Source organism: Tabrizicola sp. TH137, from assembly GCF_002855575.1.
Taxonomy (GTDB): domain Bacteria; phylum Pseudomonadota; class Alphaproteobacteria; order Rhodobacterales; family Rhodobacteraceae; genus Paragemmobacter.
In genome coordinates this window covers 348,061-361,714 of record NZ_PKRQ01000002.1, presented here as the reverse complement: position 1 = coordinate 361,714, position 13,654 = coordinate 348,061, and the positions used below count along the sequence as shown (strand labels likewise).

General features: G+C 65.9%; 13 protein-coding genes. 6 read left to right on the top strand and 7 right to left on the bottom strand.

Annotated elements, in window-relative coordinates; all coding sequences use genetic code 11:
- The first annotated feature begins 5 nt into the window (after window positions 1–5).
- Window positions 6–1,334 carry an HlyC/CorC family transporter gene (locus tag C0V75_RS07115; protein ID WP_371410673.1) on the top strand — a complete coding sequence of 443 codons (1,329 nt, stop codon included), beginning with the start codon at window positions 6–8 and terminating at the stop codon, window positions 1,332–1,334.
- Here C0V75_RS07115 and C0V75_RS07110 read toward each other — a convergent pair.
- The gene (locus C0V75_RS07110; RefSeq protein WP_101920215.1) at window positions 1,331–2,911 is read right to left on the bottom strand and encodes a helicase HerA-like domain-containing protein; all 1,581 of its coding nucleotides are present in this window, start codon (window positions 2,909–2,911) and stop codon (window positions 1,331–1,333) included. The two genes, C0V75_RS07115 and C0V75_RS07110, sit on opposite strands and share 4 nt — an antisense overlap.
- Before the next feature lie 421 nt (window positions 2,912–3,332).
- Here C0V75_RS07110 and C0V75_RS07105 point away from each other — a divergent pair, with 421 nt between their 5' ends.
- Window positions 3,333–3,977 carry an invasion associated locus B family protein gene (locus C0V75_RS07105; RefSeq protein WP_101920214.1) on the top strand — a complete coding sequence of 215 codons (645 nt, stop codon included), beginning with the start codon at window positions 3,333–3,335 and terminating at the stop codon, window positions 3,975–3,977.
- 58 nt (window positions 3,978–4,035) lie between these two features.
- On the opposite strand, the gene C0V75_RS07100 is transcribed toward C0V75_RS07105, so the two are convergent.
- The 4 genes from C0V75_RS07100 to C0V75_RS07085 are packed head-to-tail and all read right to left on the bottom strand — an operon-like array spanning window position 4,036 to window position 8,252.
- Window positions 4,036–5,232 (bottom strand): beta-ketoacyl synthase, encoded by a 1,197-nt coding sequence (locus C0V75_RS07100; RefSeq protein WP_101920213.1) that lies wholly within the window; start codon window positions 5,230–5,232, stop codon window positions 4,036–4,038.
- Window positions 5,229–5,489 carry an acyl carrier protein gene (locus tag C0V75_RS07095; RefSeq protein WP_101920212.1) on the bottom strand — a complete coding sequence of 87 codons (261 nt, stop codon included), beginning with the start codon at window positions 5,487–5,489 and terminating at the stop codon, window positions 5,229–5,231. The genes C0V75_RS07100 and C0V75_RS07095 overlap by 4 nt, the downstream gene beginning before the upstream one ends.
- Window positions 5,490–5,498: 9 nt before the next feature.
- On the bottom strand, window positions 5,499–6,602 hold the full coding sequence (locus tag C0V75_RS07090; RefSeq protein ID WP_101920211.1) for a UDP-3-O-(3-hydroxymyristoyl)glucosamine N-acyltransferase: 1,104 nt from the start codon (window positions 6,600–6,602) through the stop codon (window positions 5,499–5,501).
- Between the two features lie 36 nt (window positions 6,603–6,638).
- Window positions 6,639–8,252 carry a murein L,D-transpeptidase gene (locus C0V75_RS07085; RefSeq protein ID WP_101920210.1) on the bottom strand — a complete coding sequence of 538 codons (1,614 nt, stop codon included), beginning with the start codon at window positions 8,250–8,252 and terminating at the stop codon, window positions 6,639–6,641.
- Window positions 8,253–8,579: 327 nt separating this feature from the next.
- On the opposite strand from C0V75_RS07085, the gene C0V75_RS07080 reads away from it, so the two are divergent.
- On the top strand, window positions 8,580–9,149 hold the full coding sequence (locus tag C0V75_RS07080; protein ID WP_101920209.1) for a DUF882 domain-containing protein: 570 nt from the start codon (window positions 8,580–8,582) through the stop codon (window positions 9,147–9,149).
- A 55-nt stretch (window positions 9,150–9,204) separates the two neighbouring features.
- Here C0V75_RS07080 and C0V75_RS07075 read toward each other — a convergent pair whose 3' ends face one another.
- Window positions 9,205–9,942 (bottom strand): RlmE family RNA methyltransferase, encoded by a 738-nt coding sequence (locus C0V75_RS07075; protein WP_101920208.1) that lies wholly within the window; start codon window positions 9,940–9,942, stop codon window positions 9,205–9,207.
- On the bottom strand, window positions 9,939–11,078 hold the full coding sequence (locus tag C0V75_RS07070; protein WP_101920207.1) for a Ppx/GppA phosphatase family protein: 1,140 nt from the start codon (window positions 11,076–11,078) through the stop codon (window positions 9,939–9,941). Before C0V75_RS07070 ends, C0V75_RS07075 begins: the two co-directional genes overlap by 4 nt.
- Before the next feature lie 277 nt (window positions 11,079–11,355).
- On the opposite strand from C0V75_RS07070, the gene C0V75_RS07065 reads away from it, so the two are divergent.
- The 3 genes from C0V75_RS07065 to C0V75_RS07055 are packed head-to-tail and all read left to right on the top strand — an operon-like array spanning window position 11,356 to window position 13,611.
- Window positions 11,356–11,658: a virulence factor gene (locus C0V75_RS07065; RefSeq protein ID WP_101920206.1), complete on the top strand. Its 303-nt coding sequence runs from the start codon at window positions 11,356–11,358 to the stop codon at window positions 11,656–11,658.
- Between the two features lie 37 nt (window positions 11,659–11,695).
- The gene (locus tag C0V75_RS07060; protein ID WP_101920741.1) at window positions 11,696–12,616 is read left to right on the top strand and encodes a 5,10-methylenetetrahydrofolate reductase; all 921 of its coding nucleotides are present in this window, start codon (window positions 11,696–11,698) and stop codon (window positions 12,614–12,616) included.
- A 14-nt stretch (window positions 12,617–12,630) separates the two neighbouring features.
- On the top strand, window positions 12,631–13,611 hold the full coding sequence (locus C0V75_RS07055) for a methyltetrahydrofolate cobalamin methyltransferase (protein ID WP_101920205.1): 981 nt from the start codon (window positions 12,631–12,633) through the stop codon (window positions 13,609–13,611).
- The last annotated feature ends 43 nt before the right edge of the window (window positions 13,612–13,654 follow it).

Genomic DNA, 13,654 nt, shown 5'->3' with positions numbered 1-13,654 from the left:
CAACCATGAACGGACCTTCGATGACCCTTGATGCCGCCTTCTGGATCACGGCGCTGGCGATCCTTCTGCTGCTTTGTCTTTCGGCCTTCTTTTCGGGTTCGGAGACGGCGCTGACAGCCGCCTCCCGTGGCAAGCTGAAAGCCCAGGCCGACAAGGGGTCGCGCGGGGCGGCCACGGCGATGAAGGTGACCGAAGACAGCGAACGCATGATCGGTGCGCTGCTTCTGGGCAACAACATCGTCAACATCCTCTCGGCCTCTCTGGCAACGGCTCTGTTCGTGCGGATGTTCGGGGAATCCGGCGTCGCCCTTGCCACGCTGGTGATGACGGCGCTGGTCCTGATCTTCGGCGAGGTGCTGCCCAAGACGCTGGCCATCACCTTCCCCGAACCGGTGGCCAGCCGTGTCGCCCCGGTGATCCGGGTCCTCATCCTGATCTTTTCGCCGGTCGTCTCGGTCGTGCGGGCCGTGGTCCGGCTGATCCTGCGCGGCTTTGGCGTGACCGGCAACGATGCCGGCCGCCTGACCGCCATGCGGGAAGAGATCGCGGGCACCATCGCGCTCGGCCATTCCGAAGGCGCGGTGGAAAAGGATGCCCGCGACCGGCTGCTTGGCGCGCTGGACCTGACCCACCGCACGGTGGACGAGATCATGCGCCACCGCCGCCAGATCGAGATGATCAACGCCGATGATCCCCCGGAACGCATACTCACCCAGGCGCTGGCCTCCCCCCATACGCGCCTGCCGATCTTTCGTGACAGTGATGACAACATCCTCGGCGTGATCCACGCCAAGGACCTGCTGCGCGAGGTGGACAGGCTGGTGCGCGGCGATGGCGATGGCGGGCTCGGCAACCTCTCCGACCTCGACATCGTGAAGGTGGCGATGAAACCCTATTTCATCCCGGAAACCACCACGCTCGACGAACAGATGCGCGAATTCCTCAAGCGGCGCACCCATTTCGCGCTGGTCGTTGATGAATATGGTGCCCTTCAGGGCCTCATCACCCTGGAAGACATCCTCGAAGAGATCGTGGGCGAGATCACCGATGAATTCGACGTCGTCGCCAAGGATGGCGGCCTGACCCCCACCGATGGCGGCGATTACCTCGTGGACGGGGCCATGACGATCCGCGACCTTAACCGCGCGATGGATTGGACCTTGCCGGATGACGAGGCCAACACCATCGCGGGCCTTGTGATCCACGAGGCGCAGATGATCCCCGCCGAAGGGCAGGCCTTCATCTTCCACGGCTTCCGCTTCGAAGTGATGCAAAAGCGCGAGAACCGCATCACCCGCCTGCGGCTTCGGGCCATCGACCGTTCCCCGCGCTAGCGGCTGCGGAACAACGACCCGAGAATGCCCCGCACCACGGCCTGCCCCGTCTTGGTGCCCAACTGGCGAGCAAAGCTCTTGGCGAAGGCGGTGCCGATGGAATCGCTGCGCCCGGAGGCGCTGCCACTGCGCCGCGGGGCCGCCTCCTCGCCGCGATCCCCGTCATAGCGCCGGGCGCGGCGATAGCCATCGGCCGCCTCTTCCGTCGCTGCCCCGCGATCCCAGGGCGAAGGCGCGGGGGGGGCGCTTTCCTGCGCCGCCTCGCGCGCCGCCGCATCCGCCCGGGCGCGCAGCTTCTCATAGGCGCTTTCCCGGTCCACCACCGCGTCATATTTCCCCTTCAGCGGCGACTGCACCATCAGTTGCGCCCGCAGCGCAGGGTCGATCGGGCCAAGCTGGCTTGACGGCGGGCGCACAAGCGTCCGCTCCACGATGCCCGGTATCCCCTTGTTCTCCAGCAGCGAGGTCACCGCCTCACCGGTGCCGACATCGCGGATCGCGTCCTCTGTCGCAAAGCGCGGGTTGGGGCGATAGGTCTCTGCCGCAAGTCGCAGGTCCTTCTGATCCTTCGCGGTAAAGGCCCGCAGCGCGTGCTGCACGCGGTTGCCCAACTGGCCAAGGATATTCTCCGGCACATCCGCCGGATTCTGGGTGATGAAATAGACCCCCACCCCCTTGGACCGGATCAGCCGCGCCACCTGTTCCACCTTGGAAACCAGCGCCTTGGGCGCATCGTTGAACAGCAGATGCGCCTCGTCGAAGAAGAAGACCAGCTTCGGCTTCTCCGGATCGCCCACCTCGGGCAAGGTTTCGAACAGTTCGGACAGAAGCCACAGCAGGAAGGTCGCATAGAGCCGCGGACTGTTCATCAGACGGTCGGCCGCAAGGATGTTCACCCGCCCTGCCCCATTCGCATCCAGCAGCATCAGGTCCGCCAGATCCAGCGCCGGTTCGCCAAAGAACTTTGCCCCCCCCTCGTTCTCCAGAACCAGAAGCCGCCGCTGGATCGCCCCGATCGACGCAGTTGCCACCAGACCATATCGCGTGGAAATCGTTTCGGAATTCTCGCCGATGAAGACCAGCAGCGCCTGAAGGTCCTTCATGTCCAGAAGCGGCAGCCCTTCCTCATCCGCCAGGCGGAAGGCGACGTTCAGAACGCCTTCCTGCGCCTCGGTCAGTTCCAGCAGCCGCGACAGCAGCAACGGCCCCATCTCGGCCACCGTCGCGCGGATCGGATGGCCCTGCTCGCCGAACATGTCCCAGAAGGTGACCGGAAAGCTGCGATAGGTCAGGGCATGGCCGATCCGTGCCGACCGTTCCGAGAAGGCCGCGTGCAGTTTGTGCGTCTCGGATCCTGCGGCCCCCAGCCCCGACAGATCGCCCTTCACATCGGCCATGAAGACCGGCACGCCGGCGGCGGAAAAGCCCTCCGCAAGGATCTGCAACGTCACCGTCTTGCCCGTTCCCGTCGCCCCGGCGATCAGGCCATGGCGATTGGCATATTTCAGCAAAAGCTGCTGCGGCACCGCATAGCCCTCGCCACCACCCCCAACGAAGATGCTCGCCTGATCCGTCATTCTCTTTGCCCCCAGCCCTGCGCCTGCCCTGCCCGGACGGCGATCCGGGCGGCAGGATACATGCTTCGCGCCCGCTTTCCAGCCTCTCGGACCCTGACCTTTCAACAGGGGTTGAACCGGCACAGAACCGCACAACCCGCGCGGTCCGATTTGACCGAAAGGACAGGAATTCCCCAATGTTTTCAGCCCCGGATCGGCTGAGATTCCCTGTTGACGGGCCGCGAATTCCCGCTTAGCGTCCCGTCATGAAGTCGGCCAGTCCGACAGGGAGCAAACAATACGATACAGATCAGGGCCGGGTGACCGGCCCTTTTCTATTGCCGCCTCGCGCCCCGGCTGGCCTTTGCCCATCACGCATTTGGGGCCTGACACTCTCCCCCGCGCATGGTAAGGCCCCGCCAAACCAAACGAGGTCAGACCGATGTCATTGCTCTCCCTTCCCCGTTCCGCTTCCCTCGCCCTGGCCCTTGGCCTTACCGCAGTCGGCGGTTCCATGGCGCTGGCGCAGGAAAGCACCGAAGCCCCTGCCGAAGGCGCGGCCGCCGAAGCTCCCGCCGACGGGCTGTCGATGGGCCAGGCACCGGCGGAAGGCCCCGGCTCCTCCTATGTGAAAGAGGCCTTCAACGATTGGGAACTGCGTTGCGTCCGGGTGGAAAGCGGCACCGAACCCTGCCAGCTCTACCAGCTTCTCCAGGATGGTCAGGGCACCTCGGTCGCCGAGATCGGCCTGTTCTCGCTTCCCGAAGGGGGCGAGGCGGCTGCCGGTGCCACGATCATCGTTCCGCTTGAAACGCTGCTGACCGCCGGTCTGCGCCTGGGCGTCGATGATGCCCAGCCGAAGATCTATCCCTTCACCTTCTGCTCGCAGGCGGGTTGCGTCGCCCGCGTCGGCTTCACCGCCGAAGAGGTGGACGCGTTCCGCAAGGGCGGCAAGGCCGTGATGACCATCGTCCCGGCCGTCGCGCCGGATCAGAGCGTGGCGCTGGACATCTCGCTCGCCGGCTTCACCGCCGGTTTCGAAGCCGTGGCCGCGACCCGCGCCGCCGAGCCCGAAGCACAGGAATGAACCTCTGAAAACTTGAAAGGCGCGCGGGGGCCTCCTCGCGCGCCTTTTTGCTGCGCGCTCAACCGCGCGAAACCACCAGAACCGCGTTCAGCCCGCCGAAGGCAAAGCTGTTGGACAGCGCCACCCGCACCTCGCCCTGCCGCGCCACATTCGGCACCACATCCAGATCGCAGTCGGGATCAGCCTCCTCATAGCCGATCGTCGGCGCGATGACAGAGTCGTTCAGCGCCATCAGGCAGGCCAGAAGCTCGATCGCGCCTGTCGCCCCCATGACATGGCCATGCATGGCCTTGGTGGAACTGACGGGCGGCACCGCCGCGCCAAAGACGGCGCGGATCGCCGCCGCCTCGGTCCGGTCATTCGCAGCCGTACCCGTGCCATGGGCGTTGATGTAATCCACGGCCGCAGGCTCCAGCCCCGCATCGGCCAGCGCCGCCCGCATCGCACCTTCCGCACCGGCCTGCGATGGCGCGACCAGGTCGCCTGCATCCGCCGTCATCGCCACCCCCAGGATTTCCGCAAGGATCGGCGCCCCGCGCGCCAGCGCCGCCGCGCGCTCTTCCAGCACGAAGACCGCCGCACCTTCCCCCTGCACCATCCCGTCGCGCGTCCGGCTGAAGGGGCGACAGGCGCGCTCCGACATCACGCGCAACCCCTCCCAGGCCTTGATGCCACCGAAGCAGAGCATCGCCTCCGCCCCGCCCGCCAGCATGGCCCGCACCATACCCGCCCGGATGAGCTGGCACGCCAGGGCGATGGAATGGTTGGAACTGGCGCAGGCGGAAGACAGCGAAAAGACCGGTCCGCGCAGCCCATGCGCCATGGAAAGCTGGCCCGCCGCCGCATTGGGCATCAGCTTCGGCACCGTGAGTGGGGCGACGCGGTTCTTCCCCTCGGCATAGACCGCGCGATAGGCCGCATCCGACGTGCTCAGCCCGCCGCCCGCCGTCCCGATGATCGCCCCGACATCCAGCCCGGCGTCGACCTCCAGCCCCGATTGCGCCATCGCCTGCGCCGCCGCCACCAGCGCGAACTGCGCGAAACGGTCCGTCGATGCCAGTTGCGCCCGCGTCAGATGCGCGCCCGCATCCCATCCGCGCACAGCCGCCCCGATCCGCACCGAAAGCCGGTCCACATCCGCAACGGCAAGCGGCGCGATGGCGCCCCGTCCCGCCGCCATGGCGGCAAGCGTTCCCGGCACATCCTGCGCTAGCGCATTCACCGTGCCCGCGCCGGTGATGACAACCCGCCTCATGTCACCTTCTGCGCCAGCAGATCCTCGACCGCCGCCACGATGCTGCCGACACTGGAAATGTCGAACCGCCCCTCCTCGGGGTCATTGGCATTGAATGGAATGGAGATGTCGAAACACTCCTCCATCGCAAAGATCGCCTCGACCATGGCCAGCGAATCCATCCCAAGCGCATCAAGGCTGCTGTCCAGCGTGACATCCGACGCATCCAGCACCGCCTTCTCGGCGATGATCGCGATGACCTTCTCGCGCACCGTCATCGCCACCTCCTACTCGTCCCCGCTCTTGCCGGGCCGGGGCGGCAGCACGATCCGCTCCATCTCGGCCACGCGGGCGGCAAGCCGCGGCAGGCGGCGCAGCGCCTTCTGCATTTCCACATGCGTCTCCATCTTCACCGCCGGATAGCCAAGCAGCACCCGCCCGGCGGGCGCATTGGTGAAGATCTTGGTCGCCCCCCCGGCGATCACGTCATCGCCGACAAAGATGTTGTCATTCACCCCGCATTGGCCGCCCATCACCACCCGATCCCCGATCCGCGCCGATCCCGCGATGCCCACCTGCCCGCAGAGCAGGCAATCCCGGCCCACCTGCACGTTGTGCCCGACATGGACAAGGTTATCGAGCTTGGTTCCCGATCCGATGACGGTATCGCGGATCGTGCCCCGGTCGATGCAGACATTGGCCCCGAGTTCCACATCATCGCCCAGCGTGACGGCCCCCAGCGAATGGATGCGAGTCCAGCTTTGCGCGCGTATCTCGCCACGCTCTCCCAGGGTTTCGCGAATCTCCTCCACCCCCGATTTCTCGGGTGTCACGAAGGAAAACCCATCCGCCCCCACCACCGCGCCGGGCTGGCAGATGAAGCGGTCGCCGATCGTGACCCGCGCCCCGATCCGCGCCCCCTGAAGGATCAGCGCATCCGCCCCGATCCGCGCCCCCTCGGCAATCGACACATGCGATGCGATGCGCGCGCGCGGCCCGATCACGGCCCCCTTGCCGATGGTCACGAAGGGGCCGATGGCCGCGCCTGCACCGATCACCGCCTCGGGGTCGATCACCGTCATGGGATGAATGCCGGGGGCGATGTCGGGGCCGCGGTCCATCAACACGCTCAGCCCTGCCATGGCCAGCCGTCCGCGCGGCGCAAAGATCGCGGCCTTCAGGCCAAGGCCCTGCCAATCCGCCCCCGGCCAAAGCAGCGCCGCCCGCGCCCGCCCCTGCGCGATGCCGGGCGCATATTTCGGATCCATCGCCAGGGCCAGTGCCTCGACCCCCGCCATCGACGGCTCGGCCGCGCATTCGACCACAAGATCAAGGTCGCCCGCCGCCTCGGCCCCAAGGGCTGCGGCGATGTCTCGGATCGTATGGGCCATGGTCAGGGTCTCCGGTCGGGCATCCTGCCCAAGGGATTACCCCTGAACATCGCCCAAGGCCACCCCGGCCTCGGTCAGCGCCTCGAAGATCCGCGCGTCACGGCCATAGACATCGCGCCGGTAGGTCATCTCGCCCTTGGCCGTCGGCCATGCGGTGAAATAGACCAGATGGACCGGCAGTTTCTCGTCGAACCGCACCACCGTCTCGCGGTCGCTGTCCAGATGCTCATGGAACAGCGCCTTGGGATCGGCGCTCTGCGCCGCCAGCAGCGCATAGGCGAAATCGAAGGGATCGCCCAACCGGATGCAGCCATGGCTATAGGCCCGGACATCATGGTCGAACAGTTCCTTCGCGGGCGTGTCGTGCAGATAGATGTTGTAGGGATTGGGGAACATGAACTTCACCTTCCCAAGCGCATTGCCATCCGAGGGCGGCTGACGCAGGCCGAAGGGGAAGCTGCGCGCCGAATAGGCGGCAAAGTTGACCGCGCCGCGCGGCACCACGTGACCATTGCGGTCGATCACCTGAAGATGGCTCACGGCATTCGGATTGCGCTGCAAGAGCGGCAGATATTCCTTCACGATGATCGACCGCGGCACCCCCCAGGACGGGTTGATGACCATGTGATCCATCTCGTCCGAAAACTCCGGGCTGCGCTGATCCGGCACATTCTTCCCGATGACCGAACGGGTCTGGAAGGTCACCTTGCCATGATCCACGATCTTGGCCGTGAAATCGGGCAGGTTCACCCAGATATGCCGCGCGCCGCGCTCCACGTCATGCATCCAGCGCAGGCGTTCCATCGCGACGATGATCGACTTCACCCGCGCCTCGGGCGCGACATTGATCTCCGCCAGCGTCACCTCATCGGCTGTGCCATCGGCACTCAGCCCGTGATCCAGTTGAAACCGCTGCACGGCGGCCTGCATCTCGCGGTCATAGACCGCTGTCACCGAACGGCGCAGATATCCCATGGCGACCAGACGGTCGCGCAGGGCCACCACCGCCGCGCCCTCGGCTCCGGCGGCAAGCGGCACCATCGCCAGCGGCTCGCCCCAGCCGCCCCGCGCGATCTGCGCCTCGATCTGAAGCTTTTCCTTCATCAGGCGGGCATATTCCGGCGCGTCCGGGGGCAGGTCGCGCAGCAGACCCTGCACATCCCCCGCCTCCACCCGCGCCAGAAGCCGCAACGGATCAAGCCGCGTCACCGTGCGATGAATGCCGGCATCGGCCTTTTCGGGGTCCAGCACACCTGTCGCCACGTCAGAGGCATAGGCGAGGAAGGCCCGCGTCATGCGCACTTCCAGACGCCCGCGATCCCCCTCCGTCACGGCGGCGGCAAAGGCCGCGCGCAGCGCAGCCGCATCATAGCGCGCCGTTGGCAGACCATGGGCCGCGGCCCCGTCCAATGCCGAAAAAAGGGCCGCACGGGCGGCGGCATCCTCGGGCCCGGCCCAGAGCGTGCGATAGTCGCGCGACGCGTAATAGGCCGACAGCGCCTCATCCTCGGACAGCGCGACGGCCACGGCCTGCGCGAATGGCGATGTGGCCGCCTGACCGACCAGCGGCGACAGGCCCAGGGTCAGGGACAGAAGAACCACAGCCCCGAGCCTGCGGCCCTGCCTCCCACCCGTACCATCGCAAAGCATCACGTTCCTCGAAATCCGTCAAAGTCCTTGTTCTTCCGCAATTTGTGCGATTCGAACCGGGGAGTCCATGAAGTTCCGCCTTGAAATCGCGGCGATCTCGCATCCGTGTCCCGAATTCGACAAGCCCGCCGCCCCGGCGCCCCTCCGCCCTGCGCGCAGATGGCGTTCAGCAAAAATTTGCCGATTGTCCCTGAAATGGCGACACCGCCCCAATCTGCACTTGGGGGACGAATCGACCTGTGCCATAACCATCCTGCGCTTGGGGGATAAGTGGCACGAAAGCTGCTCTGAAAAGGCGGCGACGACTTACCGGGGACAAACGTCAGAATGACAAATTCGAACGGACTTGGGGTCACGCGGCGGGGATTGCTGGGTGTCTTCGCGGCGACTGTCGTGGCAGCAGCGCCAACCTATTCCAACGCTTTCGGCCTCCTGCGCGGGGCTGGCGATATCCGCCGCATCCGCATGTATTCGGGCCGCACCGGCGAAAGCATCGACACGATCTATTGGATCGAGGGTGAGTACATCCCCGAAGTTCTCAAGGAAATCAATCACTTCATGCGCGACTGGCGGTCCAATGACCGCACCGACATGGATGCCCGCACCATCGACATCATGGCCGCCGCCCATAGCCTGATGGATGTGACCGAACCCTATACGCTGCTCTCCGGCTATCGCAGCCCGGCGACCAATGCCATGCTCCGGTCCAAGTCGCGCGGCGTCGCCCGCAATTCGCTGCACATGAAGGGTCAGGCCGCCGACCTGCGCCTGAAGTCCCGCTCCGTCAGCCAGATGGCCCGCGCGGCCGAGGCCTGCGCCTCTGGCGGTGTTGGTCGCTACTCCCGCTCGAACTTCGTTCACATGGATTGCGGTCCCGTCCGCCATTGGGGCGGCTGAGCGGGAAACCGCCGATCCCGCAGGGGCATCAGGGGGCGCTGACGGCGCCCCTTTTTCATGCCTCGGCGTCGCCCTCTTCGGCCTGTCGGCCCCGATATCCCATCGCGACCACGAACTTCTCGGAACTGTCCGACCGCGAGGCCGGCGGTTTCACATTTGCAACCTTGCGGAAATTCCGCTTCAGCACCGACTGCATCTCGTTCTCGGCCCCGCCAGCCAGAACCTTGGCCACGAAGGTCCCGCCATCCTCCAGCACGTCAAAGGCGAAGGCCAGCGCCGCCTCGACCAGCGCCACGATGCGCAGATGGTCCGTCGCCTTGTGGCCCGAGGCCGCCGCGGCCATGTCGCTCATCACCACATCGGCGCGACCGCCCAGCCAGCCCTTCACCTTTTCATCCGCCTCGTCCGACAGGAAGTCGAGCTGGTGCAGCTCCGCCCCCGGAATCGGCTCCACCTCCTGAAGATCCACGCCCAGGACCGTGCCCACCGGTTTCTTCGGGTTCTGCCCCAGCGCATTAACCCGCACCACCGCCACCTGGCACCAGCCGCCCGGCGCGCAGCCAAGATCCACCACCCGCGCCCCCGGCTTCAGGAAACCGTACTTGTCATCCAGTTCGATGATCTTGAAGGCCGCGCGCCCGCGATAGCCTTCCTTCTTCGCCCGCTGGACATAGGGATCGTTCAACTGCCGCTCCAGCCAGAGCGTCGAAGACAGCTTCCGCCCCTTCGCCGTCTTGACCCGCACGCGCAATTCGCGCTGCCCGCGCCCCGATGTGTTCTTGCCCGTCGTCATGCGTAAGGCCCGTCCTCCAGAACGCCATCCGCGCTCATCTGTGCGTAAAGCAGCCCCTCGCGCAGGCCGCGATCGGCCACCGACAGGCGATCCGTCGGCCATATCCGCATCAGCGCCTGAAGGATAGCCGCCCCCGACATGATCAGCGCATGGCGATCCCGCCCGATGCGCGGATCGGTGCGCCGTCCCTCGGGCCCGAGTTGCAGATACTCCCGGATCACCAGATCAATCTGGTCCGATGTCATCTGCAACCCGTCCACCTTCGTCCGGTCATAGCGGCGCAGGTTCAGATAGCTCGCCGCGACCGTCGTCACCGTCCCGCTGGTTCCGATGATCTGGAACCCGTCCCGCGCCTGCTGCGCGTTATAGGGCGAGAAACTCGCCAGATTCTCCTCGAAGAACCATGACATCAGCGCGAATCGCGCCGCGTCATCCTCGACATCGCCGAACTGGTCCTTCAGCGTCGCCACGCCCAGCGGCACGGAAATCCAGTCCACCACCCGCGCCGCATGTTCGCCCTGCGGCTGGAACCCGCGATGCAGCCGCATGATCGACCGCGCCCGCTCTTCCGGCGGCACGCCCGACAGGTCGATCCAGACAAGTTCCGTGGACCCGCCGCCGATATCCACGACCAGCAATTGCTCCGTCCGCGGGCTCACCAGCGGCGCGCAGGAAATCACCGCCAGCCGCGCCTCTTCCTCCGGCGCGATGATCTCCAGCGAAAGCCCGGTCTCCCGCCGCACCTGCCGGATGAAATCCTTGGCATTGCGCGCGCGGCGGCACGCCTCCGTCGCCACGAGGCGCATCCGCTTCACCCCGTGCTTCTCGATCTTCTTCTGGCAGATGCGCAGCGCCTGCACCGTCCGCCCCATGGACGCACGCGACAGGCGGCCCGAGGCTTCAAGCCCCACGCCCAATTGGACAGTCTTGGAAAAACTGTCCACGACCTGAAACTGACTGCCCCTCGGCTGGGCAATCAGCATCCGGCAACTGTTCGTGCCAAGGTCGAGCGCCGCATAAAGCGCGCCCGCCCCCGGCGGATGGGAGGCTGACGGTTCAACCGCAGGCAATGCGCCCTCGGGCACAGCCATGCGCTGCGGGATCGCGTCCGCCCCCTGGGGACGCTCGGGCGTCATCACCGCCCTCCATCTGTGGTTGCTCTGATCGTAGCCGCCTTTCGCCCCCCAAGGCAAGCGAAGGTGACAGGCCGATGCCGCTTTCGTTTCACCTCATCATTTGAATGAAAACTTTTCACGCCTCCCGCCCCCGTCCAGCATCGCCAGCGTGGCGCATTTGCGCTACCTCCGCCCTGCCGGAGGCCGGGGTCGCCTTCCGCGCGCACCATGTCGAAAACCGACATCGGCTGTCGGGGATCGGCGCTATCAACAGGGTCAGCAACCGCGAGGGAATCGAATGCCCGAAGTCACCATCGTCTATTGGCGCGACATTCCCGCCCAGGTCATCGTGGGCAAGGGCCGCCGGGGCGCCAAGGTTCAACTGACCGAACGCTTCGAACAGGCCATCGACCGCTGCGCCATGAAGGTCGGCGCCCGCGATACCGACAGCTACCTTGCCGAATGGCGCAAAGCCGCCCCCTATGAGGTGGAAGGCGATCAGGATGACATCGCCAAGTCCGAAGCCGCCCGCCTTGAAGCCGAATATGACACTGCGCGCCTCAAGGCGCTGATCGATTCCGAGGGTTGGGCGAAAGCCTGACCCGCCCCCGATGCCCATGACCCTGAGGGAGAGCCTGATGGCCCTGTTCAACTTCCGCCGCGAGGCCGCCGCCCCCGCCTCCGACAGCACCGCCGAACTGGAAGCCTTCCTCAAGGGCTTTTCCATCGAGGTGATGCCCCGCACCGCCGAAAAGGTGGAAAACTTCCGCGACATCCTGCCCGCAGGCACCCGCGTCTATATCGCCCATATCGACGGCACGGACATCGAAGACATGGTGGCCACGGCGCGGCGGCTGAATGCCGAAGGTTTCCCGGTGATGCCGCATTTCCCGGCCCGCATCATCAAGGACAAGGCCACGCTCCAGGATTGGGTCGCCCGCTACAAGGGCGAGGCGGATGTGAAACAGGGCCTGATCCTTGCCGGCGGCGTGTCGCAACCGGTGGGCGACTTCCACACCTCCATGCAACTCCTTGAATCGGGGGCCTTCGACGGCTTCGAACGGCTCCATGTCGCGGGCCATCCCGAAGGCAACAAGGACATCGACCCCGACGGATCGGACAAGATGGTGATGGAGGCCGCGCGCTGGAAATCCGCCTTCGCCGAACGCACGGATGCCAAGATGGCCATGGCAACCCAGTTCTGCTTCGAGGCCGAACCCGTCATCGCCTGGGTGGATCGGCTGAAGGCCGAGGGGATCGCGCTGCCGGTGCATATCGGCGTGGCAGGCCCCGCGAAACTCCAGACCCTCATCAAATTCGCCATCGCCTGTGGCGTCGGCCCGTCGCTTCGGGTTCTCCAGAAGCGCGCGATGGACGTGACGAAACTTCTTCTTCCCTACGAACCCACCGAATTCGTGGCGGCGCTGGCCGCGCACAAGGCGAAGAACCCCGATTTCGGGATCGAATCCGTCCACTTCTTCCCCCTCGGCGGCATCAAGACCAATGCCACCTGGACAACTGAAAACGGCGGCGCCTCCGGCCGCCCCGCAAACGCCTGAGAAAAGGTTCAACGATGACCCGTACCGTTCTGGAATCAAAAACGAAAACCGTGATCATCGGCTTCGATGAACCGTTCTGCGTGATCGGCGAACGCATCAACCCGACGGGCCGCAAGAAACTCGCCGCCGAACTGGAGGCGGGGAATTACGAAACCGTCATCAAGGACGCGCTGGAACAGGTCGCCTGCGGGGCGACGGTGCTGGACGTGAACTCCGGCGCGGTCTTCACCAACAAGATGGCCGAAGACCCGCGCTATGCCGACAACAACTTTGTCGAACCCCCGCTGATGAAGGCCCTCATCGAAATCGTGCAACAGACGGTCGACGTGCCGCTCTGCATCGACAGCTCGGTTCCCGCCGCGCTGGAAGCGGGCCTCGCCGCCTGCGAAGGCCGCCCCCTCCTGAACTCCGTCACCGGCGAGGAAGAGCGTCTGGAACTCGTCCTGCCGCTGGTCAAGAAGTACAACGTCCCCGTCGTCGCCATCTCGAACGATGATACCGGCATCTCGCCCGATCCCGATGTCCGCTTCGCCGTGGCCAAGAAGATCGTAGAACGCGCCGCCGACCATGGCATCCCGGCGCATGACATCGTGGTCGATCCGCTGGTCATGCCCGTGGGCGCCATGGCCTCGGCCGGTCAGCAGGTCTTCGCCCTCGTCCGCCGCCTGCGCGATGAGCTTGGCGTGAACACCACCTGCGGCGCCTCCAACATCTCCTTCGGTCTGCCCCACCGCCATGGCATCAACGGGGCCTTCCTGCCGATGGCCATCGGCGCGGGCATGACCTCGGCCATCATGAACCCCGTCCGCCAGCAAGAGATGGAGGCGATCCGCGCCGCCAACTTCCTGATGAACCACGATCCGAATGGCGGCGAATGGATCCGCTTCGCCAAGGTGCTGGAGGCCGTCGAAGGCGGGATGAGCTTTGCCGAAGCCTCCGCCGCCGCCTCGCAGGCCGCCAGCGGCCGCCGCGGCGGCCGTCGCGCCCGCGGCTGATCCGCCCGCACCAATGATAAAGGCCCTGCCATCGGCAGGGCCT

What these genes read in the sequence shown, in the direction of transcription:
- C0V75_RS07115 (WP_371410673.1), top strand. Translation starts at nt 6, where the DNA reads ATGAACGGACCTTCGATGACCCTTGATGCCGCCTTCTGGATCACGGCG.
- C0V75_RS07110 (WP_101920215.1), bottom strand. Translation starts at nt 2,911, where the DNA reads ATGACGGATCAGGCGAGCATCTTCGTTGGGGGTGGTGGCGAGGGCTAT.
- C0V75_RS07105 (WP_101920214.1), top strand. Translation starts at nt 3,333, where the DNA reads ATGTCATTGCTCTCCCTTCCCCGTTCCGCTTCCCTCGCCCTGGCCCTT.
- C0V75_RS07100 (WP_101920213.1), bottom strand. Translation starts at nt 5,232, where the DNA reads ATGAGGCGGGTTGTCATCACCGGCGCGGGCACGGTGAATGCGCTAGCG.
- C0V75_RS07095 (WP_101920212.1), bottom strand. Translation starts at nt 5,489, where the DNA reads ATGACGGTGCGCGAGAAGGTCATCGCGATCATCGCCGAGAAGGCGGTG.
- C0V75_RS07090 (WP_101920211.1), bottom strand. Translation starts at nt 6,602, where the DNA reads ATGGCCCATACGATCCGAGACATCGCCGCAGCCCTTGGGGCCGAGGCG.
- C0V75_RS07085 (WP_101920210.1), bottom strand. Translation starts at nt 8,252, where the DNA reads ATGCTTTGCGATGGTACGGGTGGGAGGCAGGGCCGCAGGCTCGGGGCT.
- C0V75_RS07080 (WP_101920209.1), top strand. Translation starts at nt 8,580, where the DNA reads ATGACAAATTCGAACGGACTTGGGGTCACGCGGCGGGGATTGCTGGGT.
- C0V75_RS07075 (WP_101920208.1), bottom strand. Translation starts at nt 9,942, where the DNA reads ATGACGACGGGCAAGAACACATCGGGGCGCGGGCAGCGCGAATTGCGC.
- C0V75_RS07070 (WP_101920207.1), bottom strand. Translation starts at nt 11,078, where the DNA reads ATGACGCCCGAGCGTCCCCAGGGGGCGGACGCGATCCCGCAGCGCATG.
- C0V75_RS07065 (WP_101920206.1), top strand. Translation starts at nt 11,356, where the DNA reads ATGCCCGAAGTCACCATCGTCTATTGGCGCGACATTCCCGCCCAGGTC.
- C0V75_RS07060 (WP_101920741.1), top strand. Translation starts at nt 11,696, where the DNA reads ATGGCCCTGTTCAACTTCCGCCGCGAGGCCGCCGCCCCCGCCTCCGAC.
- C0V75_RS07055 (WP_101920205.1), top strand. Translation starts at nt 12,631, where the DNA reads ATGACCCGTACCGTTCTGGAATCAAAAACGAAAACCGTGATCATCGGC.